The organism is Streptomyces sp. JLSY215, from assembly GCF_059682825.1.
Map to the genome: position 1 here is coordinate 1,549,928 of NZ_CM185022.1, position 23,912 is coordinate 1,573,839.

Sequence of the window (23,912 nt, forward strand, 5' to 3'; positions counted from 1 at the left end):
CTGGGTGGGGGCCGGTGGTGGGGCTTGGGGCGGTTGGCCGGTTGGCCGGTTGGCTGGTTGGCTGGTGCGGGACGCCGGTTGGGCGGTGCGCATCGCCGGTTGGCTGGTGGGGTGCCGGTTGACTGCTGGGGGTCGGCGCGGCGGGGTGCGGGGTCAGCCGCGTCCGGGGAGAGCGCCCCAGAGGTCCCGGTAGAGGCCCTGCCACGGCGACTGCTTCTGGAAAGCGGTGGCGCCCCGGACGACGGCCGCGTCGCGGTGCCGACGCGCCGCGATCTGCAGGCCGACCGGCACGCCATTGGCCGCCCGCCCGACGGGGACCGTCGCGGCGGGGCTGGCTATCAGGTTGAACGGGCTGGTCAGCGACCAGCCGACAAAGGGGTCGACTTCCTGGCCCGCGACCTGGCGCGGTCCGACAGTGGTGCGGGTGTCGTCGTTGGGAATGCCCGCCACGGAATTCACCGGGCTGATGACGAGGTCGAACGCGTCGAAGAGGTCTTCGAACGCGTCCAGCACCTTGGTGCGCACCAGGTCACCCAGCCTGAAGTCCACGGCGCTCAGGGCGGCGCCGGTACGCACGCTCGCCAGGTAGTGGGGGTCGACCGCCCGCCCCTGCTCACCGAGCAGATCGACGCCCTGGCTGCGGCTGACCTCTGCGGACTCCGCATGGCAGAGGGACAGATAGCGGCGCCACATGGCGGTCAGCTCGGCATGTGGCAGGGGAAGCCGGAAGTCGACCTCCGTGACCTCGGCCCCGGCCTCCTTGAACGCCGGCAACGCGGCCCGCACCAGGGATTCGACTTCCGACTCGACCGGATAGCCGCCGAGGTCGGGGCTGTAGGCAACCCGAAGGCCCGACAGCGAGGGCGTCAGGGCCGAGGCGAGCGACTCCTGCAGCGGGAAGGAGTAGGGGTCCCTCGGATGCGGCCCCGACATGAGGTCGAGGCCGAGGACCGCATCCTCGACCGTACGGGCCAAGGGGGCGTAGCAGACCATTGGGTTGAGCCTGCGGAAGGCGTTGGGGCGGGCGGGCACGGCCACCCGGCCGAAGGTGGTCATCATCGTGAACACGCCGCAGAAGGCCCCGGGCACCCGCAGCGAGCCGCCCGCGTCGGACCCCTGCGCCAGTGGCACCATTCCCGTGGCGACCGCGGCGGCGCTGCCGCCGGAGGAACCGCCTGCGTTCATGGCCAGGTTGAAGGGTGTGGAGGTCGGCCCGAACAGGGCGTTGTCCGTGGTGGCCTTGAATCCGAACTCGGGTGTGTTGGTCTTTCCGACCACGATGGCACCGGCCTTCACCAGCCGGTCCACGCACATGATCGTCTCCTGTGCAACATCCTCGGCGAACAGTGTGGAACCGCGTGTCACCCGGACGCCCTCGACCGGATCAAGATCCTTGACCCCGATCGGCACGCCGTGCAGCGGTCCCAGCTCGGCCCCCGACACCACCGCCCGGTCCGCCCTCTCCGCCGCGGCGAGCGCCTCGTCACGGCAGACGGTCACGAAAGCGTTCACCGCGGGGTTGAGAAGCTCGATGCGGTCGAGACTCGCCTGCACCACTTCCGTCGGCGAGATCTCACGGTTTCGGATGAGCTCTGCGAGCTGAGTCGCCGTCAGAGATGCTGTGTTGTCCATGAATCCGGCCCTCCTCGAGAACGCTGCGGGCACAAGGGTCGCTACGGTCGGCGCTCAGGCCCCCCGAACTCTCCGCACTCCTCTCGCGTTTCCGACCGTCTCCCGCCCTCACCTCAAAGAACACCGGACGCGGATCACGGGTTGCACCGGGCCACGACGAGGCCGGACGGCCCACGATTCGCCCATCCGGCCATGGCCTCGGCACTCCGGCGGCAGCACGAAGTGATCAGTACGCAGTCGAGCGGTACGCGGCAGGCAGCAGTACGCAGCGGGCAATACACAGCAAGCAGTACGCAGTGATCGGTACGCCCGGTGCCGCAGCCGAACCGCGGTCACCGCGCAGCGAAGTCCGCGGTGGCAAGGACCCGGCCATCGGCCGAGGTCAGGCGGGCTCCGGAGAGCGTGGAGGGATCCACGGAGCTCGGGGCGCCCCAGTAGCCGTACCCGTGGTGCAGGTCGAAGGTGCCGAGCCGGACGGTGGTGCCGTCGGTACGCTCCAGCAGGCAGGTGACCTTCCCGTTGTACGGAATCCCGGCGTCGTCGAGATCGACGGACATGAACACCCAGCCCGGTGGTCCGGGATGGGCATAGATCTCACCGACCGATTGCCGAGCCGACGTACCGGCGCCGGTCAGCTGCGCGCGCACCATTCCCGCCCCGGCCTGGCCGGGCCGTGTCGGGGCGGCCGCACCGTGTTCGACGGCCGCCGTGCCCAGCGCCCAGCCGCCGAACCCGAAGCCGAGCGCGAGCACGGCCGCGGCAGACGCGAGCCGCAGCCGGGCGCCTCGGCGGAACCCCTCGCGCCGGAGCCCGAAGCCGCGGGCGGTCACGCGTCCGTCGCGCGCCGCCGCGAGCCGGGTCAGCCGCCGCGCCACCCTGGTTTCGAAGCCGGCCGGCGGCTCACTGCCGGGCAGGAGGCCGAGCAGCCCGTCGCCTACGAGGGCAAGCTGCTCGACGTACTCCCGGCACTCCGCACAGCGGTCCAGATGGGCGGCCGCCTCGGCACGCTCCCGGCCCGCGAGCACGCCCAGTGCCAGCTCGGCGCCGGTCTCGCGCAGCTCTTCGCAGGTCAGGTGGCTAGTCATGGTCGCCTCGCTTCGGAGACGCAGGGTTCGAGGATGCTGGGTTCGATGATGCTGGGTTCGAAGACTTGGGATCAGCGGATGTCGGTTTCGGGGACTTGGGGTTCGCAGGCTGTTGCGCGGACGCGGGGTTCGCAGCCTCAGGACTCGGAGATTCAGGACTCGCAGGCTCCGGACTCGCACACGCCGGACTCGCAGACGCCGGATCCGCAGACGCCGGACTCGCCGACGCCGGATCCGCAGATGCGGGCTCCTCAGACGCGGGATTCGGCGAAGCGAGCGTGGTCCGCAGTTTTCCCATCGCCGTCCTGATCCGCGTCTTGGCGGTGCCCAGGGGGATGTGCTCCCGGTCGGCGATCTGCCGAGCGGTCATCCCGTAGATGCCCGCCATGACCAGGGCACGGGCCTGTTCGCGCGGCAGCCGGCCCACCGCGGCCCGCAGGGTGGACGAGGCCTCGTCGGCGAGCGCCCGCTGCTCGGGAGTATCGGTCACCACCTCCAACAGCGCGTCGAGGTCCTCGGGGGCGACCGGCTCCGGCCGACGGGCACGGACGGCGTCGATGGCGAGATTGTGCGCGATGGTCGTCAGCCAGGTCGTCACCGATCCACGGCGCGAGTCGTAGATCTGCGCGTGCCGCCACGCACGCTCGAACGTCTGCTGGGAGATGTCCTCCGCGAGTTGCGCATCGCGGGTGACCGCGATGGCCACGCCGAAGACCGTGTGCTGGAAACGCCGTACGAAGGTGACGGCGAGCTCGGGGTCCCCCGTGGCCAGACCAGCCAGCAGCGCCTCGTCCGGGATGCGTCCGACCGGGAGCTGCAACCTCTGCATGCCCTTATATACGGTCCGCCCCGGCCGCGGGATTGCCCGGCGGATACGGAAGACCACGACCCCATTCTCCCCCGTTCCACCGGCCGGTCCATGGGCCGCGCTCGCGACATCACCGCCACCGGAAGCCGTCACCGCACGTGCACGGATGCGGCCGAGCGGGTGACCGTACGGGACGGCGGGCCCGCCCTACGCATGCCGTACCAGGCGACGAAGGCGACGATGAACACGGCCTCGGACACGATGGACAGGGTCCCGTAGGGGGGATCCCAGCCTGGTTCGTAGTAGCCCGGCAGCCCGACGGTCCGGGACAGCGCGAAGCCGAGAATCATGCCGGCGTTGACCACTGCACCCAGCAGCCACGCCGGTACGGGGTTCCGCCGCACGAGACCTGCGGCGACGACGAGCAGCGCAATACTGCCCACAAGGAAAAGGATTCCTATATACGGCATTTCCCGGAGATGTTCCGGGACGAGAAGGAGATGGACCACGGCGCTGAGGAGCGCGCAGATCGCTGCGACTCCCCTCAGCCCCGCCTCAGCAGTACGGGAAGACATCGAGGACCTCCTGGAACTCGCCAGGATCAGATCTATGAGGGTTACGTGTCGAGCCCGTTGAATGGTTCATGATCGTCCCCACCACGCGGCAGGCCCCGACGACGCGTACGGCGGGATCGAGCGGGCGCGATGATTCCGGCGCGGCCCGACGGTCTCCCTTGTTGTCCCACCGTGTCGCCGACCGTTCCTTGTCGCCGACCGTTCTTTGTCGCCGACCGTTGCTGCCGACCGTTTGATGTCCACCCGAAGACAGGAAGAGGAGCGAGTCCCATGCGCATCGTTATCAGTGAGTTCATGAGCCTGGACGGCGTCGTGCAGGCGCCCGGCGGGCCCGACGAGGACACCGATGGGGGCTTCGCCCACGGCGGCTGGTCGCACCCCTTCTTCGATCCGGAGGTGGTGGGCGGTGCCTTCGCCGACGCGCTGACCAAGGCCGAGGCGCTGCTGTTCGGGCGCCGCACATGGCAGACGATGGCCGCGGCGTGGCCCGAGCGGGCCGGCGACCCGTTCGCCGACCGGATGAACGCCATCCCGAAGTACGTGGTGTCCCAGACGCTGGGCGACGCCGAACTGACGTGGGAAAACACCACGCGCATCCCCGGCGACAAGGCCCTCGCCCGGGTCCGGAAGCTGCGCGAGAGCGAGGGCGGCGACCTGTTGGTCATGGGGAGCCCCACACTCGTACGTGCCCTTCTGGCGGAGGGCCTGGTCGACGAGCTCCGGCTCATGATCATGCCGGTGCTGCTCGGCGGCGGCAAAAGGCTCTTCCCCGACGACGGTGCGCTGCGCACGCTGGAACTGGTCTCCACGGTGACCAGCGGTACGGGCGTACACGTGTGCACCTACCGGTCGGTCGCCTAGGCGGCATCGGGAGCCGGCGGCGCGGGCCGGCCGGTCCGCGCACGGCATGCCCTCTCAGGCACTCAACACAAGCTGCTCCTCTCGCAGTTCGTGCCGCGCAGGTAGGGCCCACACGGTGCCGGGACAGGGACAGGGGCAGGGCGGCGCCCGGCGCGCTCGCCGCGGGCACGGTGCCGCGGCGAGCGACGGGCGACGGACGACGGACGACGAGCGACGAGCGACGAGCGACGAGCGACGAGCGACGAGCGACGAGCGACGAGCGACAGGCACGGTGCGGCCACCCGCACTCGGTCAGGTGCGGCCGGCCGGGCGAGCGGTGAGTGCGGTGTCAGCGGCGTCGAGGATCTTCCCGAAGACGTGGGCGATGACGGGCTTGGCGAATGCGCGGGTCAGGGCGGCCGCGCCGAAGGGCAGCGGGAGCTGGAAGGTCGACGTCCAGTCGACCTGGGTGCCCTCGGCGACTTCGGTGAAGGTCATGCGGCCGAGCTCGTGCCGGGCCGGCGGGAAGCTGCGTTCGACGGTGTAGTCGAAGTCGTACGGCGGGTTGTAGACGGTGATCCGTTCGCGGAACCAGCCGATCAGCCATGTGTGCAACCGGACAGCGCCCACTCCATAGGGTGCGCCCGCACCCGGCCGGGCCAGCCGTGCCCTGAGGACGAACGGGGAACGGGTGTAGTTGGTGGTCGTGGTGCACCAATCGAATACCTCGGCGATCGGCGCTGCGATGACACGTCGCACCGTCACGGTCTCCATGTCTCTTCCCTCCTCCTTGCCGGACGGCGCGGAACGATCGCCGCACCCACCTTGTCGGGGCGGCGCACGGCGTACTTGCCGTGGAGCCAGGGGACGGCGATCTCACGGGTCAGCGGACGGTCGAGTCGACGCTCACCCCGCATGCCCCTCGCCTCCCTGTCCGCACCCGATTCACCCTGTAGACACGACAGGGGCCGCAACTGTGACGGCATGGACAGTGACGCGCGTCACGCAGCGCGCACACCTTCCGCCATGGTCGACGAGCCCCTGGCGCCCGCCCGTCCGCCACCGGAGGGCGACCGGGCGCGCACCGCCTCCGTGCGGGCGGACGGCGGACCGGGCCGATGAGCGCGCGAGGCCCTCGACGCGGGGCCCCGCGGCAGTCGTGTGGCACCTAGCGACATGAGGAAGGGCATGGGGGATGCGGGTAGGGATGGGGAAGGGGACGGGGATGCGGGTGGGATAGGGGATGCGCGTGGCGTGAGTGGACGGTGGTGGGTTGCGGTCGTCGCGGTTGACCCGCGGCCAGATGTTCTCGAACTGCGCTCGATCCCCTCGTACCGCAGGGATCAAGAAACGTCACCGGCCGGCAGGCACCGCGCATTCATCCTGACCAGTTGCCGGCCGCGTAGCGCGTGCTCGTAGATGCGCTGGGTCTCGTCGTCCGGAGGCACCTGCAGCTCGTCGCGGAGCCGCTTGGCGCAGAGCCTGTACCAGCGCTGCACCTGGGCCAGTTGACCGAGTTCGGCGTGCACGGAGATGAGCATGCGGTAGGAATCCTCGTGCAGCGAATCGACCGCCAGCATGCGTCGGCACAGATCGATCACGCTGAGCTGATCGCCCTGCTCGAGGCGTCTCGCCGACAGGAATCCCAGGGCGAAGAGCTGGCGGCTCCTCAGCCACTCGCGCTGGGTGGCGGCCCAGTCGTCCAGCAGGCCCGGCAGGAAGTCTCCTCCATAGACCTCAACCGCCTTGCCGTACAGCTCTTCCGCGCTGTGGAGATCACGTCTCTTCTGCGCCTCATGCGCTCGGTCGACCAGCGATTCGAACTCGCTGAAATCGGTCCAGACGTTACGGGTTTCCAGGCGGTAGCCGGACTCGCAGGTGCGCACTTGAAGGGAGGAATTCAGACCTTCGGCATGGTGCCGCCGCTGCGCCTGCTGCAGAATTTTCCGGAGCGCGTGCACGGCCACCTTCAACGCGCTGGAATTGGTCGCGCTTAATGCGTCGGGCCAGAGCGCATCGTAGAGAACATCGCGCGATACCGACTGATCTCGATGCAGCAGTAAGAACTGCAGCAATTTTCTTGCCTTGCCGGCGTGCCATCTTTCAACGGGATCTCCGTTGAACGTCACTTTGAAGGCGCCAAAGGCGCATATCGAAATGGTACAGACCCCGTCCATAAAGCTATCCAATGAACCTTTCTCGGTAACTTCTCACCGCGCTTGGTGACACTGACCGTGCCCCGAGGACCGCTGTGGCCCCACCCCGTTGCCACACACGGCCCTGGTGGAAACGATTCTGCCGAAGGCTCGCCCGACCGAGGGGCCTCGAATGGTCAGGGGCGTCAGGCACCGCCATGCCGACCATCGAATACTCCCCCCGTACTCCCCCGCCGAGCGCCTGGCTTTGCTGCGGCGAGAACCCCGCACTCGGCCCGGCACTCGCCGTCAGATTTGCGCCCTGCGTTGCTTCAGGCAGGCCGCCCTGGTATGACGCTGATTCCTCGACGGCCCCCGGATCCGTCAACTGGCACCCGACAATGCCCCTCTCGCCCCCGGCCCGCCCCCGCTACGGCTATCCACACGCGGGCATCATGTCCTCGCGGACACCGTCCGTGTCAATCCCTTGACCTATCGACATTTCCTATAGGGATAACTGCGCCTTCCGATCGGCTGGTTGGTGGAGCCGGTGATCGAACGGACCGTGACGACCGAGCCGACGCCGGGAGACAGGCCGATGACAGTATCGAGGGTGGTCCGGCCCGCCGGGCGGAGTTCGACCGTGATCCAGTTAACGGTTTCACCGCGGATTTCGCCGCTACCTGCCGGATCTCTCACGCGAGGGCGATGCGGATCCTCAGGAACCGCGGATTCCGCCCGAGCCGCCGGAGGTTCCGCCGACCGCACCGGCAGGGCGCCCGTCACCTCAACCCATTACCGAGATCAGTTACCGGGACGCGTGACCAAGACCGTTACCGAGCCCTGCTACGGAAACCCGTTACCGCGAAAGGTTTAGGGGGATCTCTTCCTGTCGCGGCTGCCGGCCACGGCGCCCCGGTTCCTCACGGTCGCCCGCCGAACTGCCAGTTGTGCACCTCGATGTCGGCGTACCGCTCCGGGTCGAGGACGGCGCGCGCCGCATCCGGGTCCGGGGCACGCAGCAGCGCCGCCGTGCCCAGCCAGGCGACACCGTCGTCGGACAGCAGCGGCCCGTACGCGATCAACTCGTCCTGGTCGGGCGGTAGGTCGAGATCGGCGGCCCGCCCCGCGCCGAGGCCGAGCACCAGATACCGGTTGCCGCCGGTGCTGCCACCGGGGAAGTCCCACATCGTGCGCCCCAGCAGGTTGCGCCACCGGCGCAGCAGCACATCGCGGTACACGCCTGCCTGGTAGCCGGGCTCGCCGAAGGCGAACGCGCGGGCGGCGGCGGCATCGGGCAGGTCGACGATGTGCACGCTGCCGGTGGGTGCGGTGCGGTCGCGCGTGAGGCTCGGGCCGCGGGCGATCATCTCCGCCGCATACCGGTCCATGTACGAGCGGTGTTCCTCCAGCAGCTCCTCACGCAGCGTCAGGGAGCCGGGCCGGTCGCGGTGGTAACAGAAGAACTCCATGCCCACAGTCTTCAGCACCACGCCCGGCTCGCCGACCGCAGGCCGTGCCGGGCGCGGTCCACCCGCCTGGGTGTGGTACCTGCACGATCACGCCCTGCGCGGCGCGATCAAGAGCGCGGCCTCTCGGTTCCCCGCCGGGATCGACAGGGAACCGAGAGGCCGAAATGCGCGGTGAGCCGAGCTCACAGAGCGTTCGTCGCGACCGCGGCCAGCGGGGTGGTGTCCCTGCTCACGAGGAACTCCGGCCGGGTCAGCCGCTCGGGGGCATTGCTCACGGCGTTGTAGGTCACCAGGAGAAGCGCCCGGCGGTCGTCCGAGAGGTTGTTGGACGACGAGTGGACGATCGTCGGGTGGAAGGCATAGAGCGAGCCGGCCGGTCCCACCGCCAGTTCGGTGCCCGACTGCTCCGCGAGGGCCTCGGCGAAGGTGTCGGGAACGGTGTGTTCCAGATCCGCCGAGACGTGGTTGCGCCAGTCGCCGCCGCCCTCACCCTCCATCCCGTCGGCCTCGGGGCCGACGAGGCCCTGCCGATGGCTGCCCGGGATGACGCGCAAGGGGCCGTTCTTCTCGTGGACCTCGTCGAGGAGGATCGCGATGTTGACCGCCTTGTCCGCGGGCATTCCATCTTCCCGGCTCCAGAAGGCGAAGTCCTGGTGCCAAGGCCACGCGGCGCCCTCCCCGGGCTGCTTCATGTTGACCTTGAACTGGTAGACGTAGACCGGTTCGCCGAGGATTTCCTCGGCAAGGCCCAGCAGCGCGGGCAGCCGGACGAGCCGACTGCAGACATCGTCGAAGAGGTGACATCCGTGGATGCCGCGCACGGTCCGGGTGCCCTTCTCGTACACGACCTCGGGCCGGTCCTGGGCGCTCATGGCCTCGACTCGGGCCGTCACGCCGGCTATCACCTCCTCGTCCAGAACATCTGGCGACAAGAACCAGCCGTCCCGCTCATAAGAGCTCCTGATGCTTCCTGCCATGTGGATCGACTGGGTCACGACGCCTCCCGGAACTCGGGCTGAAAAACGAAGAACATGATGTGCCTCTCAAAACTGGTCAAGCCGTGTGGTCATTTGTGGCCTGGAAGGAGGAATCGGCCGGGAGTTTGACCGGCTTCCGCCGAACTGTCCCGAGCGCATTGGGGGAACGCGTCGATGTCACGGGACGCTCCGGGTGAGCGGCGACCGTCCGCAGCAGGGAAAGGAACTTTTCCGCGAGGTCTTGAATCGTGGAATGGTCGAAGAGGTCGACGCTGTAGCGGAGCTCTCCGGTAACTCCCTTGCAGTCCCCTTCCGGGGACTTCGACTCGGTCAGACCCAGCCACATGTCGAAGCGCACAATCGGGAAGTCGACGGGCTGGTCCGTGCATTGGACACCGGGCAGCTGAAGAGCGTCGCCCGATTCCTCCAGCATGAGCATGACCTGGAAGAGAGCGTTGCGGGAGAGGGAGCGGTGCGGGTTGATTTCCTCGACGAGGCGGTCGAAGGGCACGTCCTGGTGGCTGAAGGCTTCGAGGTCGACTTCCCGGACGCGGGTCAGCAGTTCTTCGAAGGTGGGGTTGCCGGAGGTGTCGACGCGCAGCACCAGGGTGTTGACGAAGAAGCCGACCAGGTCGTCCAGCGCCTTGTCGGTACGTCCTGCGGTGGGGGCGCCCAGCGGGATGTCGTGTCCGGCGCCGATGCGGGTCAGCAGCGCCGCGAACGCGGCCTGGAACACCATGAAGAGGCTGGTGCCGGTGCGCTGGGCCAGGGCGGTCAGCGCCTGATGGAGTTCGGCATCCAGGACCACGGGGACGAGATCGCCGCGATGCGAACTGACCGCCGGGCGGGGCCGGTCGTACGGCAGGGCGAGCTCGTCCGGAATTCCCGCGAGCGCCTCCTGCCAGTACCGCAGCTGCCGGCTGACCAAGCTCCCCGGATCGGACTGCGAGCCCAGCACCTTGCGCTGCCACACCGTGTAATCCGTGTACTGCACCGGAAGGGGAGCCCAGACGGGTTCCCGTCCCCCGGTCCGTGCGCGGTAGGCCGTCGACAGATCCCGGAACATGGGCTCCAGCGACCAGCCGTCCATGCCGATGTGATGCATGGCCAGGAGCAGTACGTGGTCCTGCGGTCCCAGCTCGAACAGCCAGGCGCGCAGCGGAATCTCCTCGGCCAGATCGAAACCCCGGCCCGCCGCGGCCGCCAACTCCCGCTCCAGAACGTCCTCCGCCACCGCCACCACCCGCAACGGGACCTCGACCTCGGACGGCTCCAGAATCCGCTGCCAGGGAACACCACCCTCGTCGACGAACACCGTCCGCAGGCTCTCCTGCCGCAACACCGTGTCCCGCAGGGCCGCACCCAGCGCGGCCCGGTCCACATCACCCCGCAACCGCAGCCCCACCGGAACGTTCCAGGTGCCGCTGGCGTCCTCGAGCTGATTGAGGAACCACAGCCGCTGCTGCGCCAGGGAGACCTCCACCAGTCCCGGGCGGTCCTGGTGCACCAAGGGGGGACGGGTTTCCTCGTTGCTGCTGATGATCTTCATCAGTGAGGCCACCGTCGGCGCCTGGAACAGCGCCTTCAGCGGCAGTTCCACGGAGAACGTGGAGCGCACGCTGTTGATCAATCTGGTGGCGAGGAGCGAGTGGCCGCCCAGGGAGAAGAAGTTGTCGTGCAGGCCGACCTGTGCGAGGCCGAGGACTTCGGCGAACAGCCCGGAGAGGATGCGCTCCTGTTCGGTGACGAGGGTCCGGTGCGAGCTGCCGGCCTCGGCTCCGGACGTGCCGTAGGCGGGTGCGGGCAGTGCCCGGCGGTCCAGCTTGCCGTTGGCGGTCACCGGAATGGCGTCGAGGACGACCACCGCGGAAGGGACCATGTACTCCGGGAGCCGGGTGGCGGTGAACTCCTCCACCGAAGTGGCCAGTTTGCGCCCGTCGACGGACTGCGGGATCGCGTCGTCCTCGCTCTGAGCGCTGCCCGCCGGGACCACGTACGCGACGAGGCGGCGGTCGCCGGGGACGTCCTCGCGCACCACGACCACCGCGCGTCCCACCCCTGGGGTGTCCAGCACGGCCGCTTCGATCTCGCCGGGTTCGATCCGGAACCCGCGGATCTTCACCTGGTCGTCCACCCGGCCCATGAACTCCAGCACCCCGTCGCGGCCCCACCGGACCAGGTCGCCGGTGCGGTACATGCGGTCACCGGCGGCACCGAACGGGCAGGCCACAAGGCGTTCGGCGGTGAGCCCGGGGCGGTTGTGGTAGCCCCTCGCCAGCCCTGCGCCGGAGGTGTACAGCTCACCGGTCACGCCCGGCGGAACCGGTGTGAGGTGCTCGTCGAGGACGTACACCCGGGTGTTGCCGATCGGCCGCCCGATGGGCACCGCAGCGTGGTCCGCCAGGTCCGCGGCCCGCACGGTGTGGGTCGTGGTGAAGGTGGTGTTCTCGGTCGGGCCGTAGCCGTTGATGAGGGTGACCGAGGGAGCCGCTGCCAGCACCGCGCGGCATTGCGGGGCGGCGAGCACATCGCCGCCGGCCAGCAGATACCGGAGACCGGCGAAGGCTGCGGCGTCCGCGTCGACCGCCTGGTGGAACAGTTCGGCCGTCAGCCACAGGGCGGTCACCTTGTGCCCGGTCAGGAAGTCGCGCAGCTCCACGCTCGACAGCAGTCCCGTAGGGGGAATCGCCAGGGTTGCGCCGTTGAGGAGCGTTCCCCAGATCTCCAGGGTGGCCGCGTCGAACGACACCGAGGACAGCTGGCCGAACACGTCGCCGGCGCCGAGCTCCATGAAGCCCGCACCGTGCACCAGGCGGACGACTCCGGCGTGCGGGACGGCGACCCCTTTGGGCCGGCCGGTCGATCCAGAGGTGTAGACGAGGTAGGCGACGTGTTCGGGCAGCGGTGACAGCGGGCGCTCGGCCCCGGTCGGATCGGCGGACGGAAGCTCCGCCAGGCGGGCGACGACCGCGGGATCGTCGAGCGCGAGCACCGCCGTGCCGGTGTCGTGCGCCGCCCGCCGGATCGTGTCCGGCACGCCGCCCGCCGTCACGATCACGGCCGGCCGGGCGTCGGCGAGCATGAACGCCATACGATCCGCCGGGTACCGGCCGTCGACGGCCAGGTACGTCCCGCCGGCCTTCAGGGTGGCCAGGAGCACGGAGACGAGTGCGGCCGAACGTTCCCCGGCGACCGCGACCACCGATTCGGGTCCGACGCCATGGTCCATGAGGGTCCGTGCCAGGCGGTTCGCGTGCGCGTTCAGTTCCTGGTACGTCCACCTCGTCCGCCCGTCCACCAGCGCGAGCGCTTGCGGAGTGCGGGCGGCCTGCGCCTCGAACAGATCCGGGACCGTCCCGGCAGGCACCGTGCGGGCGGTGTCGTTCCAGTCGTCGAGGATGCGTGCGCGTTCGTCGGCAGAGAAGAGCTCGATCTCACCGATCCTCCGGCCCGGATCCGCGGCGGCCTCTTCGAGCGTTCTCACCAACCGCTCCGTCAGCGCCTCTACGGTGCCCCGGTCGAACACATCGGTGGCGTACTCCAGATACCCGGTCAGTCCGCTTCGGGCGCCGCTCTCGTGGGAGGCCGCGGAGAGGGTCAGATTCAGGTCCCAGCGTGCGCTGGGGAGGTGGAGCGGCTGCTCCGTACAGCGCACGCCGGGCAGCTCCAGGGCCCCGTCGTTCTCCTCCAGCGAGAGCATGACCTGGAAGAGGGCGTGCCGGGAGAGGGAGCGGTGCGGGTTGATTTCCTCGACGAGGCGGTCGAAGGGCACGTCCTGGTGGCTGAAGGCTTCGAGGTCGACTTCCCGGACCCGGGTCAGGAGCTCTTCGAAGGTGGGGTTGCCGGAGGTGTCGACCCGCAGCACCAGGGTGTTGACGAAGAAGCCGACCAGGTCGTCCAGCGCCTCATCGGTACGTCCCGCGGTGGGGGCGCCGATCGGAATGTCGTGTCCGGCGCCCATCCGCGTCAGCAGCGCCGCCAGCGCCGCCTGGAACACCATGAAAAGACTCGTGCCGGTGCGCTGGGCCAGGCCGGTCAGCGCCTGATGGAGTTCCGCCTTCAGGACGACGGGGACGAGATCACCGCGCTGCGAACCCACCGCCGGGCGGGACCGGTCGTACGGCAGGGAAAGCTCGTCCGGAATGCCCGCGAGCGCCTCCCGCCAGTACCGCAGCTGCCGGCTGACCAAGCTCTCGGGATCGGACTCCGGGCCCAGCATCTCGCGCTGCCACACCGCGTAATCCGCGTACTGCACCATAAGCGGCGCCCAGCCGGGCTCCCGCCCCTCGACCCGCGCGCCATAAGCCGTCGACAGATCCCGGAACAAGGGCTCCAGCGACCAGCCGTCCATCGCGATGTGATGCATCACGAGCAGCAACACCTGGTCCTGCGGCCCCAGCTCGAACAGCCAGGCGCGCAGCGGGATCTCCTCGGCCAGATCGAAACCCCGGCCCGCCGCGGCCGCCAGCTCCCGCTCCAGAACGTCCTCCGCCACCACCACCACCCGCAACGGGACCTCGACCTCGGACGGCTCCAGAATCCGCTGCCAGGGAACACCACCCTCGTCGACGAACACCGTCCGCAGGCTCTCCTGCCGCAGCACGGTGTCGCGCAGGGCCGCACCCAATGCGGCCCGGTCCACATCACCCCGCAACCGCAGCACAAAGGGCAGGTTGTAGGTGGCACTGGCATTTTCGAGCTGATTGAGGAACCACAACCGCTGCTGCGCTAGAGATGACTGGATCATGCAGATTCTCCCCACCGGTGGGACTGACAGGATGAAGACGCGCGAAATCGCACCCGGTAGCCGTTTCCGGAGAGCACGTCAGATGCCTGTGAGGGCCATCCGATTCCTCAGGCCCGAGTCGCCCATTGGCCCAATAATCAGCCCGAACACTTCGACGGCCTCCCCCTGCACGGGGCAGGCGGAGAGGATCTCTCGGACCGAGCGGTGGTCAGAGTAGGTGGACCCAGTTTGGGTTCGGTTACGCATACCGGCCGACGGCCTCGGATATTCGCACGGAACCGGTGGCGATGTTTTCCCGCGAAGAGCGCGACTGAGCTGGGAGAACGGAACTCTTCCGGTGAACGGTGCGGGACGGTACGGGACGGGACGACGGATTGGCGCACGAGGTATTGGCGTACGGCGGATTGATGCATGGCGGATTGATGCCCGGCAGACCGGCGCGCCCGTTCGCGTCTGCCGGCAGACGCGAACGGGCGCCGAACCCCGGCCGCGGAACGGCCTGTTCGCCCGCTCGACGTCATCCACTCGACGGAATAGAACTTCCATACCAAAGTCCGGCGAGTTAATACACGGCCAGTGTTGCGAGGTCACGGGCGCTCACGCCCCGGGCCGCGCAGAAACCGGTACCGCGGCCTTCCCCCGCACGGCAGAGGCGTCGGATTACCGACTCCCGTGCACATAACCGCCGTGTAACCAATGCAGGCTACCTTCACGGCTGCTACGGCACAGGAGGGTAATCATCGCGTTCGGCGAGTGCCCTCGTATTTCTACCGGCGAGGGTCCATGGAAGATATGGTGGCCGCACGGCAAAGGTGGTGGACGTTCGCTGTTGAGCGACCGAGCTTCCACAGGCTTTGGTGCGCGCAGTCTATTTCGGTTTTCGGCTCCCAGATCAGCCTCATCGCTTTCCCGCTCATAGCGATCTCGCTGCTTGACGCCAGCGTGTCGGAAGTGGGTATGCTCTCTTCGCTGGAGCGGGCGCCATTTCTTCTGTTCGGCCTGGTGGCCGGCGTTCTGGTCGATCGCTGGCGGCCGCGGCTCGTACTGCTCGTCACGGACTGGATCCGTGCGGCGGCATTGGCCCTGATTCCGATAGCGGCATTTTCCGACGCCCTGACCATTGAATGGCTGTTCGCCATCGCCTTTGCGGTGGGTTCCTGTACGGTCTTCTTCGATATCGCCTACCAGAGCGTGCTCACCTCGGTCGTGGAGCCCGGCGATCTGCTCACGGCCAACCGGTGGCTCGAAACCAGCCGGTCGGTGGCCGAAATGTCCGGTCCGGGTGTCGCCGCAGGCCTCCTGAAGGTGGTGTCGGTACCGGTGTCCATCGCCGTGGACGCCCTTTCGTTCGCCTTCTCCGCCCTGTTCATCCATTCGATACGCCCCACCGACTCGGCACCCACGGCGCCGGCGGCGCCCTCGGCACCCCGGGCGGCGGGCGATTCATCGATCTGGACCGAATTCAAGGCCGGTCTCCGCTTCATCCGGGAGACCAGCTTTCTGCGCTGGAACGCCGCCATCGGCGCCACGTGGAACCTTCTGTATCAGGCCCTTCTTGCGGTCTTCTTCGTCTATCTCGCGCGGGACCTGGATCTGACCGCCACCACCGTCGCCATCGTGGTGCTCGCGGGAAGTTTCGGCGCCGTTCTCGGTGTCCTGACGATGGGCTCCATCAACAAGTGGTGCGGCCTGGGGTGGGGAATCGTGCTCTCCATGTGCACGACCAGCGCCGGCGGCTTCCTGTTGGCCACGGCCAACGGGTCATCGCTCCTGACCATCGTCATTGTCGGGTTCGGATTCCTGCTCATCAACGCCAGTCAGCCGCTCTTCAATGTCAATGTCATCAGCATTCGCCAGATGATCACCCCCGATCATCTGATGGGGAGAACGACGGCCGCCATTCGGTTCCTCGTATGGGGAGCGCTGCCCATTGGGGCACTCATCGGCGGCTTCCTGGGCGAAGCATTCGGAACCCGGTCCACGATCGTCGGCATCGGTGGAGGGTTCCTCATTCCGGCGGTCATGACGCTGATCTCGCCCATCCGGCGAATTCGTAGCATCGCCGATGTCGACGTCAAAAAAAGCGAACGAACGACCAGCAAGGAGGGTTAGATGCTTGACGCTCAGGAATATCGAAGCGAACTCATGCGGTTGGGCATGCATAAGGTCGCGCATCAGGACGTAACTCTGATGGATCACATGTTCAGGGCATGCACCATCCTCCAGGACATGAAGGCGAAAGAACATATCTGCCTCGCGGGACTTTTCCACGGCGCCTACGGGACGGAAGGACTGCACAACGACGATGTCGAGTCCATTCCCGACTCGAAGCGCGTCAAGGTCCGGGCGGCCGTCGGGCCCGAGGTCGAGCAGGTAATCTTCAATTTCTCCGTCATGAGCTATGCATCCCTGGGGAAGAGCTTCCGCAAGGTGATGCGCCCGAGCGGGAAGCCGGAGATCAAGGACCGGCGGACCGGCGCGGACATCCCGATGGACCGGGAAGAATTCCTGGATCTGCTGCGCATGAAGCTCGGCGATGTCCTGGCGCATCTGCCCCCGCAGGTCGGCCACTCCCTGGTCGACGTGACGACGGAATATTCGGGCTTCTGGAAAATGGCCGCCGAATACCTCGGGCCGGACGCAATCCGCACATGGAACAAATTCACGGGAGGCGAACTATGTATCGACACGGAACAGAACTGACTTCCCAGACGTGGGACGGCTTCCGCCTGTCCAGGCAGCAGGAGCACGTCCTCGGCCTCGTATCCGGTGGCATGGCGAGCAGGACCGTGGCCGGGGTGCGCCTCGCGGCCCCCGTCGACCGTGAGGTGCTGGAGCAGGCGGTTCACGACGTGGCGCTGGTGCACGAGAGCCTCCGCACCGCCTACCGCAAGGTCCTCGGCGAGAACAGCACCGTACTGATGGTGATCGAGGACGAGCCGGCGATCCGCGTGTCGGAGAGCGCCGGTGACGACGCGGCGCTGACCGCGCTCGTCCGCGAGGAACTGCACGCGGCGGCCGACGAGGGCGATGAGGCCGATGCGCGGGAGCTGCGCCTGATCCTCTTCACCCACACCGACCAGCGCCGGTCGCTCCTCGTCTCGGCTCCGCGGCTGAGCATGGACGCGGCCTCGGCCGAGGTCTTCTTCCGGGACCTGCAGCAGGCGTACGCCGCGCGGCGCAGCGGCGCCCCATGGCAGCGCGAGGATGTCGTCCAGTACGCCGACTACGCCCAGTGGCAGGTCGAGGAGGGGGCGCCGAGCACCCCGCAGAAGGAGAGCGCGGCCGCCCGCGAGGCGCAGCTGTCGGGCCTGCCTCCCCTGCACCTGCCCCTGGAGCTCCGCTCCCAGGAAACGGGTCACGACGAGGTGGCGTGGACGGTCCCGGCGCCCCTGACGCAGGAGCTGCGCAACCTCGGCACCGATCTCGCGGGCGGTCTGCGCAGCGTCCTGCTGACCGGTTGGTTCGCCGCCCTGTGGCACGCCACCGGACGCCCGGAGAGCCTGGCCGTCGACACGATGCTCACCCGGCGGCCGTTCGGCGAACTGGCCACGTCGATCGGGCATTTCGCCACCCCGATGCCGGTCTTCGCCGCGATATCCGACACGACGACGCTGAACGATCTGCTGCGGTCGGTGGACCTGGACGTCGACTCCTTCGAGCGCGCGGACGAGAGCTCCATGGACCCGGCCCGGCAACACGCCGCCGGCATCCCGGGCTTCAGGTTCAGCGACGCCGCGGAGTTCACCGCGCAGGAGGCGCCGGCCTTCTCCGGCCTGTGGATCGAACCGGCCGATGACACCCGCAAGGTCGGCCTCTGGGTGCAGGGCACCGACGAGGAGATCCGCCTCCGGCTGCGCCACCAGGCCCAGGGAATGGCCGAGGGGGGCGCCGAGGCGCTTCTCGTCTGCCTGCAGGCCGTCCTGTCGGCACTGGCCGGCGACCCCTCGGCCGCGGTGCAGGCGCCGGCCATGCTCGACGAGGACGCCGCGCGGGAGCTCGTGGCGGCCACGAACGCCGCACAGCCGCCGGCGCACCCCGTGGCGCACTGGCACCGGCAGGTCGAACGGACCGCGCAGCGCACGCCCGACGCCGCGGCCCTCAGGTCGGACACCCGCACCTGGAGCTACCGCGACCTCGACCGGGCCGCCAACCGCCTGGCCCACGAGCTGGCCGAACGCGGCGTGCGCGCCGGGGACCTGGTGGGTCTCTGTCTCGAACGCTCCGACCTGGCCATCGTCTCGATGCTGGCGATCGCCAAGGCCGGCGCCGGCTACGTCCCGGTCGACCCGAACCTCCCCCCGAAGCGCCGTTCCGCCATCATCGACGCGGTCCGCTTCACGCATGTGGTGGCGACCGCGGAGACGGTCTCCGATCTCCCGGAGAGCTGCGACGCCGTCCTCGTCGACGCGGACCTGACGGTGTGCGCGGAGCGCAGCAGCGAGCGCCTCGACGTCGTGACGGCGGACGACCACCCCGCATATGTGCTGTTCACCTCGGGCTCCACCGGCACACCGAAGGGCGTGCTGGTCGGCCACGGGCAGCTCGCGGCCTATCTGGACGGCGTACTCGACCGCCTGGGGCTCACCGGCGAGATCGACTCGGTCGCCCTGAGCACCCTGGGCACCGACCTGGGCAACACCGCGCTGTTCCCGCCGCTGATGACCGGGGGCGAGCTCCGGGTCGTCGCCGCGGACGTCTCGGCGGACGCACAGGCGCTGGCGGAGCTGCTGGTCCAGGAGAGCTACGACCTCCTCAAGATCACCCCGTCGCATCTGGAGGCCGTCTTCGCCGTGGCCGAGGCGCCGGAAGAGCTGATGCCCCGTCAGGCGCTGGTCGTGGGCGGCGAGCCGATCGGATGGGGTACCTACGACCTGTTCCACGGGTTCCTCGGCGGCTGCAAGCTCTTCAACCACTACGGCCCGTCCGAGACGACCGTCGGCGTGCTGTGCGGGCAGGCCGCCTCCCACGACCTGGCCGGTCTGGCCTCCACCGTGCCGCTCGGCACGCCGATGCGGCATGCGCGTGCCTACGTCCTGGATCCCCAGGGCAGGCCGCTGCCCGTCGGCATCCCGGGAGAGCTGTGGATCGGCGGATCCTCGGTGTCCCAGGGGTACCTCGCGGGCACGGCGGACCAGGAGGAGCGGTTCGTCGCGGACCCGTTCAGCCCCGTCCCGTCCGCGCGGATGTACCGCTCCGGCGACAAGGCGCGGCTGCTTCCCGATCGCAGCTTCGAGTTCCTCGGCCGCATCGACCGGCAGATCAAGGTGCGCGGATTCCGGGTGGAGCTGGGGGAGATCGAGGCGGTCATGCGCGCGCACCCGAGGGTGACGGGCAGCGTGGCCGTGGTGGCCGGCGAGAGCACGGCCGCCCACATCGTGGGCTATGTGACCGACGCCGAGGGCAGCCGCGGGTCCGCGGAGTGGCTCCGCGAGTTCCTGGCGGAGCGCCTTCCGGAATTCATGATCCCGGCACACTTCGTGGCCCTGGACGCCTTCCCGCTGACCAGCACCGGGAAGATCGACGCCAAGATGCTCCCCGCGCCCGGCTCCTACAGCGAGGCCGCCACGTCGTACGTCGAGCCGTCCACCCCGACCGAGAAGAAGGTCGCCGACATCATGGCGGACCTCCTGCTGCTGAAGGCCGCGGGAGCCGACGACGACTTCTTCGAGATCGGCGGTCATTCGCTGCTGGCGACCCAGCTGATCGCCAGGCTGCGCGACGAGTTCAAGGTGAACATCAAGCTGCGCAGCCTCTTCGAGCGGCCCGTGGTGTCGGAGCTCGCCGAATTCATCGACGAGCTCCTCGAGAAGAAGTCGGGAGGGGAATGATGTCCCAGGGGACACGGACGAGCGCCAAGGGACGCTTCGGCGGCTCGCGGAAGTCCGTCTCGGTCAGCAGCGCAACACTGGTCCACGTGGCTCCGCTGCTCGACGGCACGCGGGCCGTGGCGTGCACCCCGGCCGTCACCGGGCTCGACGCGCGGGAGTGGCTGGCCGGCTCGGGCTCGACGCTGGCACGGCTGCGTGAGGAGCACGGGGCCGTCCTGCTGCGCGGTTTCAGCCCGCTCGACGCCGACGGTCTCGGCGAGCTCGCCACGGCGCTCTCCGGAGAGCTGCGCGACTACGACAACCGCTCCACCCCGCGGACGCGGGTCAACAACAGGGTCTTCACCTCGACGGAGTACCCGCCGGACCAGACCATTCCGCTGCACAACGAGATGTCGTACACGGCCTCGTGGCCGGACACGCTGTTCCTCGCCTGTATGGTCCCGGCGGCCGAGGGCGGCGAGACGCCGCTGGCCGACAGCGCCCGCGTCCACGACCGGGTGCCGGCCGCGACGCGTGAGCGCTTCGAGCGGGACGGCGTGATGTACGTGCGCAACTTCGGCCACGGTCTGGACCTGAGCTGGCAGGAGGCGTTCCAGACCGAGGACCGCGACCAGGTCACCGCCTACTGCGAGAAGAACGGCATCCAGGCGGAGTGGCTGGGCGGCGAACGGCTCCGCACCCGGCACGTGGTCCAGGCGACCGTCACCTCACGGGCGTCCGGCAAGCAGGTCTGGTTCAACCAGGCGCACCTGTTCCACGTCAGTTCGCTGCCCGGGAGCATCGAACGCGAACTGCGCGAGAGCTTCTCCGAGGACGAGCTGCCGCGCAATGCCCTGTACGGCGACGGCAGCCCCCTGGAACCGGCCGACCTGGCCGCGGTCCGGGCCGCCTACGAGGCGGAGGAGATCGCGTTCCCCTGGCAGGCGGGCGATGTCGTGATCGTCGACAACGAACAGTTCGCACACGGCAGAAGGCCCTATTCCGGGGCCCGTTCCGTCCTGGTGGCCATGGCATGACCGACTCGATGATGTTCGAAGCCGTCCAGGAAGAGATCACCTACGCGTTCGACAACACCGTGTTCTTCCGCAAGCACATGGAGGACAACGGTCTGCGGCCGCAGGACATCCAGGACGCGGCGGACTTCCAGCGGATCCCGCCGACCTCGAAGGTGCACTACCGGCGCAACTTCCCGGCCGGCGTGCTGGCCAAGGGATACACCCTCAACTCGCCGAACGTCATGCGCTTCCAGAGCTCCGGCACGTCCGGGGACCGTCTCAACAGCGCCATTCTCTCCTTCGACCTGGCGCGACGGCAGGCCACCGCGATCGGGGTCAACCGCCGCTTCGACGAGCTCTGGCGTCCCGGCAGCCGGCCCAAGATCTGCCGGTTCGCGCCGCCGAACTGCTCGGACGTGGAATGCGCGACGGGATTCTCGACCATGGCGGACCGGACGCTGCCGGACGGCACGCTGGTGCTGACCGTCGGCCACGACGTGCTGGCGACCCCGGAGTGGCAGATCGTCAAGGCCCTCGACGAGATCGAGGCCTACCAGCCCGACATGCTGGTGGTGGACCCGACGCACTTCGCCTTCCTGACCCGGTGGGCGCGGCGGCTCGGACGCCGGATCACCTCCCCCCGCGCCCTGCACATGGTGTGCGGGTACACCCTCATGACCCGGGTCGCGCGGCGCCAGATCGAGGAGTTCATGGGCGCCGACCTGCCGATCGGCGACATGATCGGGATGTCCGAGCTGGGCTATCTGGGATTCGAATGCCACCTCGGGCAGCGGCACATCAACAACCGGGACTTCTACGTCGAGTTCGTCCGGGACGGCAAGCCCGTCGAGGACGGCGAGCGGGGCGAGCTGTACGTCACCACGGTGGATGACGGCCTGGTCCCGCGCATCCGTTACGCCACCGGGGACCACTTCACCCCGCTGGGGCATCCGTGCGACTGCGGCAGTGAGCTGCCGCTGGTGCGGATCGAGGGCCGGGCCACCCACATGATCCGGCTGGCGGACGGCCGCACGGTCACGCCGGGGGCGGTGGACGCCGTGGTCGGGGACGCCCCCTGGATGGACGTCTACAAGCTGGAGCAGGACCGCACCGGTGCCTGCACCTTCCGGTACATCGCCAACGACACGGCACACCCCGATGACGCCGCGGCGCTCGGCCGGCGCCTGACCGAGGCCCTGGCGCCGAACCGCGTGGACATCGAGTCCGTGGACTACATCGCCTGCGAGCGCAGCGGGAAGTTCCAGCCCTGCGTCTCCCACATCTCCGCAGAAGGTGCGTGATGACCCTCCGGAATCCCTGCCGGGACGACTTCCCGGCCCTGCGGCGCGAGATCGACGGACAGGCGATCTCCTACCTGGACAACGGGGCCACGACCCTCAAGCCCCGCGCGGTCATCCAGGCCGTCACCGAGTACTACGAGACCAACGGCGCGAACATCCACCGGGGCAAGCACCGGCTGTCCGAAGAGGCCTCCGATGCGTACGAGGCCTCCCGTACGGTGATCGCCCGGCACATCAGCGCCGCGGCGAACGAAGTGGTCCTGCTGCGGAACACGAGCGAGGCGCTGAACCTGGTCGCCGGCGGGCTGGGCCTCGACCCGGACGCCTACATCGTCGGCTGTCTGGACGCGCACCACTCCCAGATGCTGCCGTGGCGCAGGGTCGGCCGCCTCGACCTGACGCGGGTGGACGCGCACGGCCGCCTCGACCGGGACCACTTCCGCCGGCTCCTGCGCGGCCGGCCGAAGGTCGTCGCGCTCACCCACTGCTCCAACGTCACCGGGGTCGTCCACCCGGTGGCGGAGCTGATCGCCGAGGTCCGGGCGGCCTGCGACGCGGTGATCGTCCTCGACGCCGCGCAGTCCCTGCCGCACCAGCGCGTCAATGTGCGCGAGCTGGACGTCGACTTCATGGCGTTCTCGATGCACAAGATGCTGGGCCCCACCGGCGTCGGCTGCCTCTTCGGCCGGAGCGAACTCCTCGCGGAGCTGCGCCCGCTGTCGGTCGGCGGGGGCATGGTCGACTGGGTCGACCTCGACGGCAGCGTCGACCGCCGGATCCCCTTCAAGTTCGAAACGGGGACGCCGGCCATCGCCTCCATCATCGGCTCCGCCGCGGCGATCCGGTACCTGGAGGCGCTGGATGCCCCGACGGTCCATCAGCACGGCCAGGACCTGTGCGCGGCCCTGGTCGGCGGGGCGCTGGCCCGCCCCAGGGTGAGCCTGATCGGCCCGCCGGAACAGACCGACCGGATCGCGCTCGCGACCCTGCGCCTGGAGAGCGCCGTCCCGGCCGGCGAGGTCGCCCGGCTGCTCAGCGACTCCTACGGCTACATGGTGCGCAGCGGTCATATGTGCGCGCAGCCGCTGGTCACCGAGCTGGCCGGTGGCGAAACCCTCCGCGTCTCGGCGTACCTCTACAACGACGTCGCGGAGATCGAGGGCTTCTACCAGGCGCTGGACGAACTGCTGAGCTGGATGGCTCCGGTCGCGGTCGACGCGCACCGATGACGTGACGGCCCCCGGCCGGGATGGGAGCGAACCATGACCACCAACCCCTTTGACGACGACGCAGGTGAGTTCTACGTGCTGGCCAACGAGGAGGACCAGCACTCCATGTGGCCGGTGCCGGCCGAGGTGCCCGCCGGCTGGCGGGTCGTCTTCGGCCCCGGTGACCGCAAGGCCGCCCTGGAGTACGTGGAGGCCCACTGGACCGATCTGCGCCCGAAGAGCCTCCGTGCGCTGATGGCCAACGGCTCGTGAACCGAGGGAACGCCTGAGGGATGTGCCCATGAC

General features: G+C 68.9%; 16 protein-coding genes and 1 pseudogene. 8 read left to right on the forward strand and 9 right to left on the reverse strand.

Annotated elements, in window-relative coordinates; genetic code table 11:
- Positions 1–153 precede the first annotated feature (153 nt).
- The 4 genes and pseudogenes from AC5677_RS06955 to AC5677_RS06970 all read right to left on the reverse strand — a co-directional run bounded on the left by AC5677_RS06955 (position 154) and on the right by AC5677_RS06970 (position 3,968).
- Complete coding sequence (locus AC5677_RS06955; protein WP_497194132.1) at positions 154–1,632, reverse strand: amidase; 1,479 nt, start codon at positions 1,630–1,632, stop codon at positions 154–156.
- 332 nt (positions 1,633–1,964) lie between these two features.
- Positions 1,965–2,717: a hypothetical protein gene (locus AC5677_RS06960; RefSeq protein ID WP_497194133.1), complete on the reverse strand. Its 753-nt coding sequence runs from the start codon at positions 2,715–2,717 to the stop codon at positions 1,965–1,967.
- 265 nt (positions 2,718–2,982) lie between these two features.
- Positions 2,983–3,546: pseudogene (locus AC5677_RS06965) on the reverse strand (RNA polymerase sigma factor); the annotation flags it as partial.
- 128 nt (positions 3,547–3,674) lie between these two features.
- Positions 3,675–3,968, reverse strand: a complete 294-nt coding sequence (locus AC5677_RS06970; RefSeq protein WP_497194134.1) for a hypothetical protein — start codon at positions 3,966–3,968, stop codon at positions 3,675–3,677.
- A gap of 402 nt (positions 3,969–4,370) precedes the next feature.
- Here AC5677_RS06970 and AC5677_RS06975 point away from each other — a divergent pair, with 402 nt between their 5' ends.
- Positions 4,371–4,961, forward strand: coding sequence for a dihydrofolate reductase family protein (locus AC5677_RS06975; protein WP_497194135.1), 591 nt, complete (start codon positions 4,371–4,373; stop codon positions 4,959–4,961).
- Between the two features lie 291 nt (positions 4,962–5,252).
- On the opposite strand, the gene AC5677_RS06980 is transcribed toward AC5677_RS06975, so the two are convergent.
- The 5 genes from AC5677_RS06980 to AC5677_RS07000 form a co-directional block, all read right to left on the reverse strand.
- The gene (locus AC5677_RS06980) at positions 5,253–5,714 is read right to left on the reverse strand and encodes an SRPBCC family protein (protein ID WP_497194136.1); all 462 of its coding nucleotides are present in this window, start codon (positions 5,712–5,714) and stop codon (positions 5,253–5,255) included.
- 569 nt (positions 5,715–6,283) lie between these two features.
- On the reverse strand, positions 6,284–7,069 hold the full coding sequence (locus AC5677_RS06985) for an AfsR/SARP family transcriptional regulator (protein ID WP_497194137.1): 786 nt from the start codon (positions 7,067–7,069) through the stop codon (positions 6,284–6,286).
- 929 nt (positions 7,070–7,998) lie between these two features.
- A complete protein-coding gene (locus tag AC5677_RS06990; RefSeq protein ID WP_497194138.1) occupies positions 7,999–8,547 on the reverse strand; it encodes a YciI family protein in 549 nt (182 codons plus the stop codon).
- Positions 8,548–8,729: 182 nt separating this feature from the next.
- A complete protein-coding gene (locus tag AC5677_RS06995; RefSeq protein WP_497194139.1) occupies positions 8,730–9,542 on the reverse strand; it encodes a phytanoyl-CoA dioxygenase family protein in 813 nt (270 codons plus the stop codon).
- Positions 9,543–9,600: 58 nt separating this feature from the next.
- Positions 9,601–14,271 carry an amino acid adenylation domain-containing protein gene (locus tag AC5677_RS07000; RefSeq protein WP_497194140.1) on the reverse strand — a complete coding sequence of 1,557 codons (4,671 nt, stop codon included), beginning with the start codon at positions 14,269–14,271 and terminating at the stop codon, positions 9,601–9,603.
- 783 nt (positions 14,272–15,054) lie between these two features.
- Between AC5677_RS07000 and AC5677_RS07005 the strand changes: the two genes are divergently transcribed.
- The 7 genes from AC5677_RS07005 to AC5677_RS07035 all read left to right on the forward strand — a co-directional run bounded on the left by AC5677_RS07005 (position 15,055) and on the right by AC5677_RS07035 (position 23,879).
- On the forward strand, positions 15,055–16,383 hold the full coding sequence (locus AC5677_RS07005) for an MFS transporter (protein ID WP_497194141.1): 1,329 nt from the start codon (positions 15,055–15,057) through the stop codon (positions 16,381–16,383).
- Entirely contained in the window at positions 16,384–16,974 is a 591-nt protein-coding gene (locus tag AC5677_RS07010; protein WP_497194142.1) for a DUF6817 domain-containing protein, read from the forward strand.
- Between the two features lie 71 nt (positions 16,975–17,045).
- Positions 17,046–20,102 (forward strand): non-ribosomal peptide synthetase, encoded by a 3,057-nt coding sequence (locus tag AC5677_RS07015; RefSeq protein ID WP_497194143.1) that lies wholly within the window; start codon positions 17,046–17,048, stop codon positions 20,100–20,102.
- Positions 20,103–20,188: 86 nt separating this feature from the next.
- Entirely contained in the window at positions 20,189–21,118 is a 930-nt protein-coding gene (locus tag AC5677_RS07020) for a TauD/TfdA family dioxygenase (RefSeq protein ID WP_497194144.1), read from the forward strand.
- Positions 21,115–22,398 (forward strand): phenylacetate--CoA ligase family protein, encoded by a 1,284-nt coding sequence (locus AC5677_RS07025; protein WP_497194145.1) that lies wholly within the window; start codon positions 21,115–21,117, stop codon positions 22,396–22,398. The genes AC5677_RS07020 and AC5677_RS07025 overlap by 4 nt, the downstream gene beginning before the upstream one ends.
- Complete coding sequence (locus tag AC5677_RS07030) at positions 22,398–23,627, forward strand: aminotransferase class V-fold PLP-dependent enzyme (RefSeq protein WP_497194146.1); 1,230 nt, start codon at positions 22,398–22,400, stop codon at positions 23,625–23,627. The genes AC5677_RS07025 and AC5677_RS07030 overlap by 1 nt, the downstream gene beginning before the upstream one ends.
- A gap of 33 nt (positions 23,628–23,660) precedes the next feature.
- Positions 23,661–23,879: an MbtH family protein gene (locus AC5677_RS07035; RefSeq protein WP_497194147.1), complete on the forward strand. Its 219-nt coding sequence runs from the start codon at positions 23,661–23,663 to the stop codon at positions 23,877–23,879.
- Positions 23,880–23,912: the final 33 nt, after the last annotated feature.